This is a genomic window from Pseudomonas sp. SBT1-2, from assembly GCF_028640875.1.
In the GTDB taxonomy this organism is placed as follows: Bacteria; Pseudomonadota; Gammaproteobacteria; order Pseudomonadales; family Pseudomonadaceae; genus Aquipseudomonas; species Aquipseudomonas chlororaphis_I.
The window spans coordinates 49,176-64,191 of record NZ_JAQZAA010000057.1 but is presented as its reverse complement, the minus strand read 5'-3'; the positions used below and the strand labels follow the sequence as shown (position 1 = coordinate 64,191).

At 65.2% G+C, this 15,016-nt stretch carries 17 protein-coding genes; 7 read left to right on the top strand and 10 right to left on the bottom strand.

The genetic code is table 11. The annotated features are described in order from the left end of the window. Positions 1–70 precede the first annotated feature (70 nt). A complete protein-coding gene (locus PVZ78_RS07600) occupies positions 71–724 on the top strand; it encodes a DUF2931 family protein (protein ID WP_273828523.1) in 654 nt (217 codons plus the stop codon). A gap of 22 nt (positions 725–746) precedes the next feature. Here the strand turns inward: PVZ78_RS07600 and PVZ78_RS07595 are convergent, their stop codons facing one another. The 5 genes from PVZ78_RS07595 to PVZ78_RS07575 form a co-directional block, all read right to left on the bottom strand. Beyond that, entirely contained in the window at positions 747–1,562 is an 816-nt protein-coding gene (locus PVZ78_RS07595) for an HpcH/HpaI aldolase/citrate lyase family protein (protein WP_273828522.1), read from the bottom strand. A 213-nt stretch (positions 1,563–1,775) separates the two neighbouring features. Beyond that, positions 1,776–2,981 carry a CaiB/BaiF CoA transferase family protein gene (locus tag PVZ78_RS07590; RefSeq protein WP_273828521.1) on the bottom strand — a complete coding sequence of 402 codons (1,206 nt, stop codon included), beginning with the start codon at positions 2,979–2,981 and terminating at the stop codon, positions 1,776–1,778. Between the two features lie 20 nt (positions 2,982–3,001). Further along, positions 3,002–4,351 carry an MmgE/PrpD family protein gene (locus tag PVZ78_RS07585; RefSeq protein WP_273828520.1) on the bottom strand — a complete coding sequence of 450 codons (1,350 nt, stop codon included), beginning with the start codon at positions 4,349–4,351 and terminating at the stop codon, positions 3,002–3,004. A 10-nt stretch (positions 4,352–4,361) separates the two neighbouring features. Further along, positions 4,362–5,525: an acyl-CoA dehydrogenase family protein gene (locus tag PVZ78_RS07580; protein ID WP_273828519.1), complete on the bottom strand. Its 1,164-nt coding sequence runs from the start codon at positions 5,523–5,525 to the stop codon at positions 4,362–4,364. 21 nt (positions 5,526–5,546) lie between these two features. Further along, positions 5,547–6,389 carry an FAS1-like dehydratase domain-containing protein gene (locus PVZ78_RS07575; protein ID WP_273828518.1) on the bottom strand — a complete coding sequence of 281 codons (843 nt, stop codon included), beginning with the start codon at positions 6,387–6,389 and terminating at the stop codon, positions 5,547–5,549. Positions 6,390–6,525: 136 nt separating this feature from the next. Here PVZ78_RS07575 and PVZ78_RS07570 point away from each other — a divergent pair, with 136 nt between their 5' ends. Both PVZ78_RS07570 and PVZ78_RS07565 read left to right on the top strand, forming a co-directional pair. Next, complete coding sequence (locus tag PVZ78_RS07570) at positions 6,526–7,413, top strand: LysR family transcriptional regulator (protein WP_124350666.1); 888 nt, start codon at positions 6,526–6,528, stop codon at positions 7,411–7,413. A 132-nt stretch (positions 7,414–7,545) separates the two neighbouring features. After that, positions 7,546–8,112 (top strand): GNAT family N-acetyltransferase, encoded by a 567-nt coding sequence (locus PVZ78_RS07565; protein ID WP_273828517.1) that lies wholly within the window; start codon positions 7,546–7,548, stop codon positions 8,110–8,112. 7 nt (positions 8,113–8,119) lie between these two features. On the opposite strand, the gene PVZ78_RS07560 is transcribed toward PVZ78_RS07565, so the two are convergent. Beyond that, positions 8,120–8,410 carry a double zinc ribbon domain-containing protein gene (locus PVZ78_RS07560; protein ID WP_273828516.1) on the bottom strand — a complete coding sequence of 97 codons (291 nt, stop codon included), beginning with the start codon at positions 8,408–8,410 and terminating at the stop codon, positions 8,120–8,122. Positions 8,411–8,557: 147 nt separating this feature from the next. On the opposite strand from PVZ78_RS07560, the gene PVZ78_RS07555 reads away from it, so the two are divergent. The 3 genes from PVZ78_RS07555 to PVZ78_RS07545 all read left to right on the top strand — a co-directional run bounded on the left by PVZ78_RS07555 (position 8,558) and on the right by PVZ78_RS07545 (position 10,203). Beyond that, entirely contained in the window at positions 8,558–9,043 is a 486-nt protein-coding gene (locus PVZ78_RS07555; protein WP_009043442.1) for a GFA family protein, read from the top strand. Positions 9,044–9,147: 104 nt separating this feature from the next. Beyond that, positions 9,148–9,381, top strand: coding sequence for a hypothetical protein (locus tag PVZ78_RS07550; RefSeq protein ID WP_273828515.1), 234 nt, complete (start codon positions 9,148–9,150; stop codon positions 9,379–9,381). A 6-nt stretch (positions 9,382–9,387) separates the two neighbouring features. Beyond that, positions 9,388–10,203 carry a MipA/OmpV family protein gene (locus PVZ78_RS07545; RefSeq protein WP_273828514.1) on the top strand — a complete coding sequence of 272 codons (816 nt, stop codon included), beginning with the start codon at positions 9,388–9,390 and terminating at the stop codon, positions 10,201–10,203. Between the two features lie 208 nt (positions 10,204–10,411). On the opposite strand, the gene PVZ78_RS07540 is transcribed toward PVZ78_RS07545, so the two are convergent. The 3 genes from PVZ78_RS07540 to PVZ78_RS07530 form a co-directional block, all read right to left on the bottom strand. After that, the gene (locus tag PVZ78_RS07540) at positions 10,412–11,695 is read right to left on the bottom strand and encodes an ATP-binding protein (RefSeq protein WP_028682701.1); all 1,284 of its coding nucleotides are present in this window, start codon (positions 11,693–11,695) and stop codon (positions 10,412–10,414) included. Further along, positions 11,696–12,403: a winged helix-turn-helix domain-containing protein gene (locus PVZ78_RS07535; protein WP_023969008.1), complete on the bottom strand. Its 708-nt coding sequence runs from the start codon at positions 12,401–12,403 to the stop codon at positions 11,696–11,698. A 176-nt stretch (positions 12,404–12,579) separates the two neighbouring features. Continuing rightward, a complete protein-coding gene (locus PVZ78_RS07530; protein ID WP_110175138.1) occupies positions 12,580–13,185 on the bottom strand; it encodes a tRNA-(ms[2]io[6]A)-hydroxylase in 606 nt (201 codons plus the stop codon). Positions 13,186–13,412: 227 nt separating this feature from the next. Here PVZ78_RS07530 and PVZ78_RS07525 point away from each other — a divergent pair, with 227 nt between their 5' ends. Then, a complete protein-coding gene (locus PVZ78_RS07525; RefSeq protein ID WP_038579739.1) occupies positions 13,413–14,276 on the top strand; it encodes a universal stress protein in 864 nt (287 codons plus the stop codon). Between the two features lie 117 nt (positions 14,277–14,393). Here the strand turns inward: PVZ78_RS07525 and PVZ78_RS07520 are convergent, their stop codons facing one another. Further along, entirely contained in the window at positions 14,394–14,864 is a 471-nt protein-coding gene (locus PVZ78_RS07520; RefSeq protein WP_038579742.1) for a DUF1289 domain-containing protein, read from the bottom strand. Positions 14,865–15,016: the final 152 nt, after the last annotated feature.

Sequence of the window (15,016 nt, the reverse complement as noted above, 5' to 3'; positions counted from 1 at the left end):
GCCCTTCTGGTATCGAAGTGCGCTGCTCAACAATCACGTCCCCTCACGTACCTGACTGGACGCTTTGGTAATGAGAGTATTCATCGCCCTGCTGGGCGCACTGCTGTTGACTGGCTGTCAGGCCAGCGACCCACTTTCAGGAAAAAACGACCCCAAAAACCCTTGGTGGGAACTTGGATTTACCGAACCCTATTACATGAAAGTCTGGGTTGAAGACAGCACGGTAGAGGACATCAACGGAAAACAGTTTCACCGCACTGGTGGGACTGCTGCGGGTGGCCGCCCTGGTTACGAAAAGGAATGGGCCAGAGGCTGGGACGGAGTTGGTATTGATGGCAAATCCGTGGTGGGCGCCGACCTGCCCAAACGCATTTTCGTTCGCTGGCAATCGGTGGTTGAACCGCAAACCTATCGGGTATGGATCGACATCCCGGAAGAGGCCCGACAGATGATGCGCAAGACCACCGCCCGCCGTTGCCCAGAAACGCCGAAACAAACCGCCAGCTATATGGCCTCGGTCAATCTAGGGCTGGCACCGGGAGGCATTGTTCAGGTCTGGGTAAGAGATGAATGTCATCACCCAATCAAAGTCACCCGCGTCCAAGCCGAAGTTGAGCCTTTAGGGCCGAGCCAAGGCAAAACCAATGGCCGTTACGCCTACCAGATCAGTGAAGGGTCCAAACGCTACATAGAGAAGTACGGCATTCCCTACGGCAGTTGGTAACGCGCCGACCAGGTTGCGGCTGTCACGGGTTCAGCGCCAGCAGTCGCTGCGCTCGCAGCAATACCGGCGCATCGACCATCTGGCCGTCGATCTGGTAGGCGCCGGCGCCGTGGCTGCCGGCGTCCACCACTCGTTGCGCCCAGGCCAGGTCTTCGGCGCTGGGGGCCAGGGCCTGGTGGATCACCGGCACCTGTTTCGGGTGGATGCACAAGGCGCCGCCGAAGCCCATTTCGTAGGCGTGGCGGATGGAGTGGCGCAAACCTTCAGGATCGTCGATGGCCGGGTGCACACCATCCAGCGGTGCGACCAACCCGGCGGCGCGCGAATGCAGGATCAGCGCCAGCCGCGCCTGGTCCAGGGCGAACTGCGCCGCCGCCGAGCCGCTGCTGAGGTTGAGGTCCAGCGCCAGGTCCAGGCCGCCGAAAGACAGGCGCTGCACCGCCGCGGCCCGGGCGATTTCCGCCAGGGCCAGTAGCCCGCGAGCGCTTTCGATGATCGGCCAGATCTGCTTGCCGGTGGCCGCCACGGTCGCCACCTGGGCGGCACTTTCGACCTTGGGCAGCAGGATGCCGACGACCCCGGCGTGACGCTTGCAGAACGCCAGGTCGGCGGCATGCTCGGCATGTTCCGGGGCATTGACCCGTACCCACAGCCTGACCTGGGGCTGGCTGTTGAGGAACTGGCCGAGGTTGTCCCGGGCCTGGCGCTTGAGCGGCTCTTCCACGGCGTCCTCGAAATCGACGATCACCGCATCGGCGCCGCTGGCCAGGGCCTTGCCGAAACGCTCGGGACGACTTCCCGGCACGAACAAGGCAGAACGGACAATAAGGTTGGGCATGTTGAATTCCTTGTAATGAACACCAGGTCCACAGACCGTGTTATCGCGCCCCGGACACCAGGCCACGACAGATTCCCTTGTAGGAGCGAGCGGGCGGCGATCCGACTGGCCCGCGATGAGGCCCGCAAGATCGATGCAACCCCCAAGGGCCCCATCGCCAGCAATCGAGCGTCGACCGGCTGCTCCTACAGAAGCGATGCAAGCCTGCAGATCTCAGATCACGCCATTGGCCTGCAGCTGTTCGATGGCCTCGGTGGACAGGCCCAGTTCGGCGAGGATCGCGCCGCTGTGCTGGCCCAGCCCCGGGACGCCGTCCATGCGCGGTTCGAACGCGGCGTTGCGCGCCGGCGGCAGCAGCGACGGCAGCTTGCCGGCCGGGCTGTCCACCTCGCGCCAGCCGTCGCGGGCCTTGAGTTGCGGGTGCTGCCACACGCCCTGCATGTCGTTGACCCGGGCACTGGCGATCTGCGCCTGCTCCAGCCGCTCGATCACCGCCTCCACCGTCAGCCGGGCGAAGCTGTCGACAATGATCTGGCGCAGCGCCTCGCGATTGGCCGAGCGCTTGAAGTTGGCCGAGAAGCGCTCGTCGCCGGCCAGTTCCGGCAGCAACAGCACCTTGTCGCAGAACGCCGCCCATTCGCGCTCGTTCTGCAAGCCGAGCATCACGGTGCCGCCGTCCCCCGCCGGAAATGGCCCGTAGGGATAGATGGTCGAGTGCGCCGCGCCGGCCCGGGGCGGTGGCGGCGCGCCGTCGAAGGCGTAGTACATCGGGTAGCCCATCCACTCCACCAGGCTTTCCAGCATGCTCACGTCGATGCGGCTGCCCTGCCCGGTCCTGCCGCGCAGCAACAGCGCCGAGAGGATGCCGCTGTAGGCGTACATGCCGGCGGCGATATCGGCGATCGAGCAGCCGGCCTTGGCCAGTTGCTCCTCGCCCGGGCCGCCGGTCACCGACAGGAACCCGCCCTCGCTCTGGATCAGCAGGTCATAGGCCTTTTTCTTTTCATAGGGGCCGCCCTCGCCATAACCGGAAATGTCGCAGACGATCAGCCGCGGAAAACGTTCGTGCAGCGCCTCGAACGACAGGCCCATGCGCGCCGCCGCGCCTGGCGCGAGGTTCTGCACCAGCACGTCGGCCTGGGCCAGCAGGCTTTGCAGAATGTCGCCGGCGGCGTCCTGCTTGAGGTCCAGGGTCAGGCTTTCCTTGGAGCGGTTGGTCCAGACGAAATGCGAGGCCAGGCCGCGCACGCGCTCGTCGTAGCCGCGGGCAAAATCGCCGCTGCCGGGGCGCTCGACCTTGATCACCCGGGCGCCCAGGTCGGCCAGTTGGCGGGTGCAGAACGGCGCGGCAATGGCGTGTTCCAGGCTGACCACGGTGATGCCGTCCAGCGGCCGGGGTTGTGTTGTATTGAGTGTCATAAAGCGTCCTCGAGGCGGGCTCAGAGCAATTCATTCAGTTGCGCGGTGTCGCGCAGGTGCCACACCTGGCGGATCAGGGCCGCGCCCTGCTCCGCCGTGCGTGCGCCGGAGAAGCGCAGCAGGCGCTGGAACTTGTCTTCCAGCTCCGCCCGCGACAGGCCATTGCCCGGATCGCCCTTGGGCTCGTCGATGGCGCCATGCAGGGTGCGGCCGTCGTCGGTGCTGACCACTACCCGGCCAAGCCAGCGCTGCGGATAGGCCCGGTCGACCTCGGGGTCGAGGACCATCGACACCTTGTCGCGAAACACCGCCACCGCCGGATCGTTCAGCGCCAGCTCGTGGAACTCCGGCAGCCCGGCCTTGCCATGCACGGCGATCAGGCCGAGCACGGTGCCCATGGAAAACTTGGCCTGGTGCACGGTCTGCGGCACCGTCACCCGCCCCAGCACATCGATGGCGCCCTGGTGCACGCGGGTTTCCACCCGGGCGATCTGCCCATGGCTCAGGCCTTCGCGCTGCATCAGCGCCAGCAAGGCATCGGCGGCCGGATGGGTATGGCGGCAGGAGGCGTGGAACTTGAACGAGGTCTCCAGCAAGGCCCAACGCGAACCGAGCCGATCGGACAGCCTGCTCGGCTCGGCATCCCAGGACATGCCCGCGGCCAGGCCCTGCTCGCCTTCGAGAATATTGCGCGCGCCGGTCAGCCCGTCGCGGGTCAGGTAGGCGGCGAGCAGTCCGTCGGCCGCGGCCTTGGCCGTGTGCAGCTGCTTGGAGTCCGCGGCGTCGCGCAAAAACTCCCAGAGCCCGGCGGCCTGGGTCCCGGCGCTGCCCAGCAGGTTGATGAACTGCGCCTGGTCGAAGTCCATCAGCTTGCCCACCGCCACCGCCGCGGCGAGGGTGCCGACGGTGGCCGTGGTGTGGAAGATCCGGTAATGGGAACGGCCCATGAACTCGCCGATGCGGATCCCCGCCTCGTAGCCGGCCACTGCGGCCAGCAGCAGCTCCTGGCCGGACTTGCCCAGGTCCTGGGCCGCCGCCAGGGCCGCCGGGAACACCACGGTGGCCGGGTGCAACACCGAGCTGTTGTGCAGGTCGTCCTGCTCCACCAGATGGGAGGACGCGGCGTTCACCAGGGCGGCGAAATAGGCCGAGCTGCCGCGGCCGTTGACCAGGATCCGCGCCGGGCCATCGGCCGGGCCCATATGCCGGGCGTAACGCTCGAACAACGGAATCGGATGCGCGCCCTGGCTGGCCAGGGCGGAACCGAGCCAGTCGAGGAACAGCTCTTCGGTACGCGCCAGCACGCTGTCGGGCAGCTGCGGGTAACTCAGGCCGGCAAGGAACCCGGCCAAGGCTTGGGTATGGCTCATGCTCGGTTCCTCAGAAGCTGCGTGGCAGTTCGAGCAGGTGCTCGGCGACGTAGGACAGGATCAGGTTGGTGGAGATCGGCGCCACCTGGTACAGGCGGGTCTCGCGGAACTTGCGCTCGACGTCGTACTCATTGGCGAAACCGAAACCACCGTGGGTCTGCAGGCAGGCATTGGCCGCCTCCCACGAGGCCTTGGCCGCCAGGTACTTGGCCATGTTGGCGCTGGCCCCGGCGTTCAGGCCGCTGTCGTATTCCTCGCAAGCGCGCCAGCGCATCAGGTCGGCGGCCTCGATCTCGATATGGGCTTCGGCGATGGGGAACTGCACGCCCTGGTTCTGCCCGATCGGCCGACCGAACACCACACGGTCGCGGGCGTACTGGCTGGCCTTCTCGATAAACCAGCGACCGTCGCCGATGCACTCGGCGGCGATCAGGGTGCGTTCGGCGTTGAGGCCGTCGAGGATGTACTTGAAGCCCTTGCCTTCCTCACCGATCAGGCTGTCGGCGGGGATTTCCAGGTTGTCGAAGAACAGCTCGTTGGTCTCGTGGTTGACCATGTTGGCGATCGGCTGCACGGTCAGGCCGTGGCCGATGGCCTCGCGCAGGTCGACCAGGAAGATCGACATGCCTTCGGACTTCCTCTTGACCTCGGCCAACGGCGTGGTGCGCGCCAGCAGGATCATCAGGTCGGAATGCTGGATCCTCGAGATCCACACCTTCTGGCCGTTGATCAGGTACTTGTCGCCGCGCTTGATGGCGGTGGTCTTGATCTTGGTGGTGTCGGTGCCGGTGGTGGGCTCGGTGACGCCCATCGATTGCAGGCGCAGTTCGCCGCTGGCGAGCTTGGGCAGGTAGTAGCTTTTTTGCGCCTCGCTGCCGTGCCGCAGCAGGGTGAACATGTTGTACATCTGCCCGTGCACGGTGCCGGAGTTGCCGCCGTAGCGGTTCACTTCTTCCAGGATCACCGAGGCTTCGGCCAGGCCCAGGCCCGAGCCGCCGTACTGCTCGGGGATCATCGCCGAGAGCCAGCCGGCGTCTGTCATGGCTTTGACAAAGGCTTGCGGGAAGCCCTTTTTCTCGTCGATCCGGCGCCAGTATTCGGCGGGAAAGTCCGCGCACAGGGCCCGCACGCCTTCACGGATGGCATTCAATTGTTCATTGCTGTTGGGGTTCATCGAACGGCTCTCCGCCTGTGGTTATTGTTGTGGGATCGGGTCGAACAGCACTTCGCCGCGCTGGGCCAGGCCGGCGTCGTTGCCGGCCCAGAGTTCGGCGACGCCGGGGCGGACGATGCACCCGCCGACCTCGAACGGCTGCGGCGCGATCAACGGCCGCAGGCCGCGATAGGCGAAGCGCCGCAACCGGGCCCCGGGATGGGCGCGGCAGAACGCCCGCAGGCTGAGGGTGGCGATCAGCGGGCCGTGCACCACCAGCCCCGGATACCCTTCGGTCTCGGTGACGTAGGGAAAGTCGTAGTGGATGCGATGGCCGTTGAAGGTCACGGCGCTGTAGCGGAACAGCAGGGTCGGGCTGGGTTCGACGGGTTCACGCCAATCGCCCTGGATCAGTGGCTCGCCGCTGGCTTGCTTGGGCGGGGTCGGCTCGCGGTAGACGATGTCCTGCTCTTCGCGAATCGCCAGGCGACCGTCCTGGGAATACTCATGGCGCACCGTGACGAACAGCAGCGCGCCGGTGCGCCCGGTCTTTTCCTCGACCTGGCTGATGGTCGACAAACAGTCCGCGGCGAAACCGGCGCGCAACGGCTCGAAGAACTCCAGGCGGCCACCGGCCCACATGCGGTTGCGATTGGCCGCCGGCGGCAGGAAGCCGCCACGGGCCGGATGGCCGTCGCCACCCAGGGCGCTTTCGGTCAGCGGCTCCTGGAAAAAGCACCATTGCCACAGCGGCGGCAAGGCCTCGCCATGGGCCGGCGCGGGTTCGCCGAAGGTCGCGGCGATGCGCTTGAGCAGGTTGTCGCTGAGCAGGTCTCGGGCTTGCTGGCTTCGGCCTATCCAGGCACTGGGGTCGGTCACGCTCATCGGGTCGGGTCCTGTTGCAGTGGTGGTGCGCCCGATCATGCAAGCCGCTGTGCGTTCTGAGAATTTGCATTTCAATAAACCGGCGTTCGGTTATGCTGAACGCTGCTTTGCCCCTCTTCCCTCCCAGGAGCCGCCCATGCATTTCGATCTGGCCGACCTGCGCCTGTTTATCCATATCGCCGAATCGCCGAGCCTGACCCAGGGCGCCAAGCGCGCCTTTCTCTCGCCGGCGGCGGCCAGCGCGCGGATCAAGGCCCTGGAAGGCCAACTCGAAACCCGCCTGCTGTACCGCGACAGCCGCGGCGTCGAAGTCACCCCGGCGGGCGAGCGCCTGTTACAGCATGCGCGGCTGATCATGCGCCAGGTGGATTACCTGAAAAGCGAGTTCACCCAATACGGCGGCGACTCCACCGGGCATATGCGCATCTTCGCCAACACCACGGCGGTCACCGAATTCCTCCCGGAGATCCTCGCCGGCTTTCTGTCGAAACGCCCGGGGGTCACGGTGGACCTGCAGGAACGCCTGTCCCGGGACATCGTGCGTGGCGTGCTCGACGGCACCGCCGACATGGGCATCATCGCCGGCCCGGTGGAAGCCAGCGGCCTGCAGGTCCTGCATTTCAGCACCGACCACCTGGTGCTGATCCTGCCGGTCGACCACCCGCTGGCGACACAGCCGGCGGTAACCCTGGAGCAGACCCTGGCCTACCAGCACATCGGCCTGCACGAAGGCAGCACCTTGCTGAGTTTTTTGCGCGAACACGTGGAGCGCACCGGCAAGCAGTTGTCGCTGCGGATCCAGGTGTCGAGCTTCGAAGCGGTGTGCCGCATGGTCGAGGCCGGCGTCGGTATCGGCATCATTCCCGAGTCGGCCGCCATCCGGCACAGCCACACCATGCAACTGGTGACGGTGAAACTCGACGAGGCCTGGGCGGTGCGCGAGCGCAGCATCATCGTCCGTGAACTGGAGGCCCTGCCCGGCACGGTGCGGGCGCTGATCGCCACCTTGATGCCCGAGGCCTGATGGTCGTGGCCAACCTGCCTCCTGGCGCAAAACCCTCCACGACACCGCCGCCCGTTGACCTGAATCAAGGGCCCGGCGCCTGACAGATGTGAATGTTCAGGCAATCCTCTGCACCTTCACGGAGACTTGCCCATGACCAGTACCGCCATCCACACGCCAGCCCTGGCCGCCTTCGCCCAGCAGAAGGGCGAACACTGGATAGACGCCCTCAACGACGGCAGCCCGGTGCTGATCCGCCCGTTGCGCGCCGAAGACCGCGACCGCGAAAAGGCCTTTATCGAGAACCTCTCGCCGACCACCCGGCACCACCGCTTCCTCGGGGAAGTGAAGGAAGTCGGCGAGGCCCTGCTCAGCCAGCTGATGGACGTCGACGGCAGCGAGCGCGCGGCTTACGTGGCCCTGGTCCACGACAACGGCTCGCTGCGGGAAATCGGCATCAGCCGCTACGCCACCATCGGCACGGACGCGGACACCTGTGAATTTGCCGTCACTGTGGCTGACGAGTGGCAGCACCAGGGCCTGGACGCCTTGCTCATGCGCCACCTGATCGCCCGGGCCAAGGACCAGGGCTTCAAGCAGATGTACTCCCTGGATTGCCCGGCCAACCACCGCATGCGCGAACTGTCGGCGACCCTGGGTTTCAGTCGCGCCATCGACCCGGACGATGCGACCCAGGTCCGCTACCACCTGGCGCTATAAGCCAGCCTCAGCCCGCCGCCCCGCCACACTGCGCACAAAACCGCGCGCCGGCGGCCAGGGTGCTGTCGCACTGGCGGCACGCGGCGGGCTGCAGCGAAGTCCCGCATTGCTGGCAAAACCGCGCCTTGGCCGCATTGTTCGCCCCGCAGTCTGGACACAGCGGGCCGCCCGCAGGCGGCGCTGCGCCACCTGCGCGCTGGCCATGCCCGCTGCCATGTCTATCACCGTGATGCCCACCCTGATAACCGCCATGCCCACGGCCCCGATGACCGCCCAGCAAACGCTCAAGAAAGCTCATGTCGATCACTCCTGATAAAGGGAGTCGACAGTAAAAAGCCTGAAGTAGCTACAGGGTCAACCCGGCGCCGACCAGCGCCCATGGCGAACGCTCCAGCCGACAGCGGCTAGGCTGACGGTCATAGCCCATGGATCGTCGGAGGTCGTCATGCAACTCGAAGGCTCCTGCCATTGCGGCGCTGTCCACTTCAGCCTGAACAGCGCCCACCCCTACCCTTATCAACGCTGCTACTGCTCGATCTGCCGCAAGACCCAGGGCGGCGGTGGGTATGCGATCAACCTCGGTGGCGATGCCGCCAGCTTGAAAGTCCGCGGCCGCCAGCACATCTCGATCTACCACGCGCTGCTCAGGGAACCCGGCAAACGCGCCCGGCGCAGCAGCGCCGAACGGCATTTCTGCAGCCGCTGCGGCTCCGGGTTGTGGCTGTTCAGCCCGGAGTGGCCGGAGCTGATCCATCCCTTTGCCTCGGCCATCGACACGCCGTTGCCGATACCGCCGGAACACACCCACCTGATGCTCGACTCCAGGGCGCCCTGGGTGGAAATCGACTGGCATCCCCACGACCTGCAATTCGCCCACTACCCCGAGGAGTCCATCGCTCAGTGGCATGAGCGCCTGGACCTGCAACGCTAAGCGCCGGGCATTCACAGTCTTTGACAGTTTTCCGACAAAGCTGCCAAAGATTGCCCGCGCCCGCGTCCCTAGCATGAGCGCATCCATTTCCCCACGGGTGCGTCATGTACGGTCGGTTCTTCACGCTCTTCATCGGTGTGCTGCTCGGTGGCCTCAGCTGCCAGGGCACGCCGCCCACGGCCCCGACGCCCAGCGTCGAACCGCCACCTGAGATCGCCACGCCACCTAAGACCGCCCTGCGCGCCGAACCAGCCCCTGTCGCCCAGCGACCGCGCGATGGCCTGGGCAGCTCCTATTCCACTCCCAACGACCATTCCCACACCCTGCTGAGTTTCTAGCCGCCGATGAAGACCTCGATCCGTCCGAAAACCTTGTGCCTGTCCCTTGCTGCGCTGCCTCTGGCTTCGCTGTGCCTGCTGACGTCCAGCGGCCCGCTCTACGCCGCGGACTGGCAATACCAACTGCAAGCCGGCGTCGCCAGCCTGCCGCGCTACAGCGGCAGCGACGAACGCAGCGTCGCGCCGATCCTGGGCGGCGCAATCGTCAGCCCCTACGGGGTGTTTCTCAACACCGAACAGGGCCTTGGCTGGGGCAATGAATGGGGCGACCTGGCGTTCAGTACCTGGGTCGGCCCCAGCGAGGCACGCAAGGACCGCAAGAGCGGCTACAAGGGTTCGGACCATCTGGCCGGCATGGGCTCGATCAAGTCCCGCGCGCAATTCGGCGCCCACCTGGGCTACACCCTGGGCGCCGTGGAGCTCGGGGCCACGTTGCAGCACGCGCTGAAGAAGAACGACGACCCGGACACCGGCTCGGCCTACAACCACCTGCAACTGAGCATTGGCAGCACGCTGTTTGAAGGCCGCTACGGCCGCCTCGAAGGCAGCCTCAACAGCCAGTTCGGCGACGGCGACTACCTGCGCACCTGGTATGGCGTCAGCGCGGCCCAGGCTGGCAGGACCCGTTTCGCAACCTATCGGCCCAAGGGCGGTTTTCTCAGCCGTGGCGGCGACCTGACCTGGACAGTGCCGGTCAGTGAACAGATGAACGTGTCGACGGTGCTGGCGCTGCAGTACCTGGGCCGGGAAGCGGCGGACAGCCCGATTGTCGAGCGGCGGCTGCAGACGTCGTTGGCGACGACCCTGGAGTACAGCTTCTAAGCGGCGTTGGTCGTTCTGACGCTATCGCGGGCAAGTCGGATCGCCGCCCGCTCGCTCCTACAGAACCGCGTGCTTCTGTAGGAGCGAGGCTTGCCCGCGATGACCACGACGCGGACCGCCTGATCCACCGCGTTATCGTTCATCGCGCGCAAGCTGCGCTCCTACAGAAGCATGCGCAATTCCGCGGGTATGTGCCTATGGGCCGGGGTTATTCGACCTGCGCCCAGGTCATGCGAAACGACGCGCCGCCCCACTGCGAATCCGTCACCTCGACCTGGCCGCCGTGGGACTGCGACACCCGCCGCACCAGCGCCAGGCCGAGGCCGAAGCCGCCGGTGCGGCGGTCGCGGCTGGCGTCGAGGCGGGAGAACGGCTCGAAGATTTTCTTGCGCCCTTCCACCGGCACGCCTGGGCCGTCGTCGTTGACCTGGACTTCATAACCCTGCCCGACCCGCACCAGGGACACCTCGACGCGCCGCTCGGCGTAGCGAATGGCGTTGCGCAGCAGGTTGATCACCGCCCGCGCCATGAACCGCGGCTCGATGCTGATGCACTCGACCTCACAGGCGCGGATCAGGATCTGTACCCCCGCCGCTTCCGCCTCCAGGGCGACACTGCCGACCACGCTGTCGAGCCAGCTGTGGGCCTGGATAGTCTCGCGGTTGATCACCGTGGCGCCGTGTTCCAGGCTGGCATAGGTCAGCAGCTCGGAGACCATTTCCTCCAGCTCGCCGAGGTCGGCGTACATGTCGGCGATCAGCTCGCGGTTGTGTTTCGGATCGGACTGCTTGAGCTGGTCGAGTTCGAACGACAGGCGGGCGATGGGCGTGCGCAGCTCATGGGACACCGCGTTGGTCAGCTCGCGCTGATTGGCGATCAGGCCTTCGATGCGGCTGGCCATGCGGTTGAAGTGCTCGGCCAGCTCGCGAATGTTCGAGCGCCGCGACAGGTGCAGGCGCGTACTCAGGTCATTGTCGCCGAACCGTTCGGCCGCCAGCCGCAGTTGCTCCAGATCGCGCCAGTGCGGGCGCACCCAGAAATACAGGACGATGCCCACCAGCGTAGCGAGGAGAAAATAGGCCGCGGTGGTGTAGAAGCGGGTCAGCGAGGGCTCTTCCGGCAACTTGATGCTGAGCAATTGCGGGCCCTGGTCGATGCTGGCGATAAACTCGGTGAACGCTTGCCGCACCACCAACTGGTTGGAGGCCAGCAAGGCCTGTTCGCGGGCGCTCAGGCCCAGCGCGTCGGCGTTCACCAGGCGCAACTGCAAGCCGTAGTGCGGCTGCAACGCCTGCAATTGCCGTTCGCGCTCGGCGCTGTCGAACGGCCGCAACTGTTCCACCAGGCTATAGGCCGGCCCACGCACCGCATCGCGGTTGTAGGCCTCCAGCGGGTCTTCGAGGATGGCCGTGAAGATGTGATCGACCGCGGTGATCGCCCCGGCAAAACCTATGGCCAGGACAATGTACAAACCCAGAAACAGCCGCAGCATCTAGAGCTCCCACGCGAACGGATTGAACAGATAGCCCTTGCCCCAGATGGTCTTGATGCACACCGGCTCGCGAGGGTTGTCCTGGAGTTTGCCGCGCAGCTTGCTGATGTAGACATCGACGCTGCGGTTGAGGCCGTCGAAGGCGATGCCGCGCATGCGGTTGAGGATGTCGTCGCGGGAGAGGATCTTGCCCGCCGAACTGGCCAGCAGCCACAGCAGCTCGAACTCCATGGTGGTCAGCTCGATCGGCTCGCCGGCCAGGCGCACTTCACGGCAACTGCGGTCGAGGGTCAGGCGGCCGAATTCCAGCGCGCCGCGCACCGTCGGCTCCGGCAGCTGGCGCCGTTGCAGGGCGCGCAGGCGGGCCAGCAGCACCGGCGGCTTGATCGGCTTGATCACATAGTCGTCGGCGCCGGACTCCAGGCCCAGGATATGGTCCAGGTCGTCTTCCTTGGCGGTGAGAATGACGATGGGCGTGTCCGCCACGTTGCGGATCTCCCGGCACACGTGCAGGCCGCTCTGGCCCGGCAGCATCAGGTCGAGGACGACGATTTTCGGCTTGAACTCGAGAAAGGCCGCCAGCGCCACATCGCCACGATGTACCGTCAGGACCTCGAAACCGTGTTGGGACAGGAAGTGCGCGATCAGCCCGGCGAGCTTCTCGTCATCTTCCACCAGCAATACTTTGCCAAGACCCGGGTTATCCATAAATACCAGTCTGAGTGCGCACAATTGGGGCGCGCATTATAGGCGGCATCGGATAAATCTGAGACCAGGGCAGACAGCAAAAACCGGCCCAGATGGCCGGTTTTCAATGATGTTTCATGCTTTTAAGAGTTTTTTACAATTTCCCCGTAGTTTCCAACACCTAGGATTTTCATCCTTTACAGAGCAGGCACACCGCTGTGGAAACGGAACTCGACGTCCGGCGACTCGATCAGCTCACGCTCGGCGGCGCGCACCTTCTCGATCACCTGGGCGATGTCCTTGGCGTCGCCGTACTGATAGGCCAGCTTCAGGTAACCCTGGAAGTGCCGGGCCTCGCTTTTCAGCAGGCCGAAGTAGAACTTGCCCAGCTCTTCGTCCAGGTGCGGCACCAGCGCCTCGAAACGCTCGCAACTGCGGGCCTCGATAAAGGCGCCGACCACCAGGGTGTCCACCAGCTTCACCGGCTCGTGGCTGCGCACCACCTTGCGCAGGCCCGAGGCATAACGCCCGGCCGACAGCTGGCGCAGTTCGATCTTGCGCCGCTTCATCAGGCGCATGACCTGTTCGTGGTGCACCAGCTCTTCCCGGGCCAGGCGCGACATCATGTTGATCAGGTCGACATGGGAGTGGTACTTGGCGATCAGGCTCAGGGCCGTACTGGCTGCCTTGAATTCGCAGTTCTTGTGGTCGATCAGCAGGGTTTCCTGATCCGCCAGGGCCGCCCGGACCCAGGCATCCGGCGTGCGGCAGCCGAGGAACTCATGGATTTCCGGCAGGTTCATGGCTGCCCCCCTGTTACGGCAGCGGGCGCGCAAGACAGGACGGTGGCGACTTCAGGGATAGATAACATGGGGCTCACGGCATAAGGGTTCACGGCGAAGGGCGCCGATTATACCGGCCGCGCCGCAGACCACCAGCCGCGGCGCTTGATGTGCGTCAACAGCCACGGCGACGCGCAGCAACTATAGTTGTGCAACGTAGCCTTCATCCCTCTCTGGAGATCCCGACCATGCAAGCCATCCGCAGCATCCTGGTGGTCATCGAGCCCGAGCATTCCGAAAGCCTCGCGCTCAAGCGCGCCAAGCTGATCGCCGGGGTGACCCAGGCCCATCTGCACCTGCTGGTGTGCGACAAGAAGCACGAGCATTCGGCGCTGTTGAGCGTGCTCAAGAGCAGCCTGCTGAGCGAGGGCTACAGCGTGACCACCGAGCAGGCCTGGAACGACAGCCTGCACAGCACCATCATCGACGTGCAGCAGGCCGAAGGCTGTGGCCTGGTGATCAAGCAGCACTTTGCCGACAACCCGCTGAAAAAGGCCCTGCTCACCCCCGCCGACTGGAAGCTGCTGCGCTACTGCCCAAGCCCGGTGCTGCTGGTAAAAACCGCCAAGCCCTGGACCGGCGGCGTGATCCTGGCGGCCATCGACGTCGGCAACACCGACGGCGAGCACCGTACCCTGCATGCCACCATCGTCGACCATGGTTTCGACATCGCCAGCCTGGCCAAGGCGCAGTTGCATGTGATCAGCGCCCATCCGTCGCCGATGCTGTCGGCGTCCGACCCGGTGTTCCAGCTCAAGGAAACCATCGAGGCGCGCTATCGCGAGCAGTGCAAGGCGTTCCAGGCCGAATTCGACATCGACGATACCCACCTGCATATAGAGGAAGGCCCGGCGGACGTGCTGATCCCGCACACTGCCCATGAATTGCAGGCGGCGCTGACCATCATCGGCACCGTGGCGCGCACCGGGATTTCCGGGGCGCTGATCGGCAACACCGCGGAAGTGGTGCTCGATGCCCTGGAAAGCGACGTGCTGGTGCTCAAGCCGGAGGTGATCATGGACCACCTGGAAGAGGTGGCCAGCAAACATTGACCCCTGTCGTAGGAGCCGGCTTGCCGGCGAAGAGTCCCTCAAGCCCTGCATGGTCCTTGCCACCGCCTTCGCTGGCAAGCCAGCTCCTACAACAAGCCAGCTCCAGCCGATACAGGTTCAGGACCCCATCGCGTCCTTGAGAAACCCCGGGGCGATATAACGCTGGTAATGGGCTTCCGACAGGAGGAAAAACTCCCGATCGATGGCATCGCGCAATTCCGGCAACTCCCAGTCGCGAAACTCCGGCAGCAACACCATCCCATAGGCTTCCAGCTGGTTGATCACTCGCGCCCCGCGGGCGATCAGCTGATAGGCCCAGCAATATTCCGACTGGTGCGGCACGAAGCGGATCTTGCGCTGCTCCAGCTGCTCGCGCAGCCGCTGGGGATCGAAGACCTCCAGCTTGGCCGCCATCACCTGCACCAGCAATTGCTCGAGACGCAGCCACACCGCGTGCTTTTCTTCCTCGTTGTAGCCGTTCCAGTGGATCACTTCATGGTGGAAACGCTTGCAGCCACGGCACACCAGGTCACCGTAGACAGTGGAGCAGAGGCCGACGCAGGGGGTCTTGATCGTCTGATTGGGCATAAGTAGGCAATTGGCGGAAAAAAGCGAAACAGGCCCGCATGTTAGCCCTTTGTCTAACATTGATCACCCCTCAAACTTCAGGGGCTGAGGGTCTATTGGACTTTGGTGGCGGCCGCGACGGCGGCCCGCTTGGTGCAGGGCAAGGCGCGAGG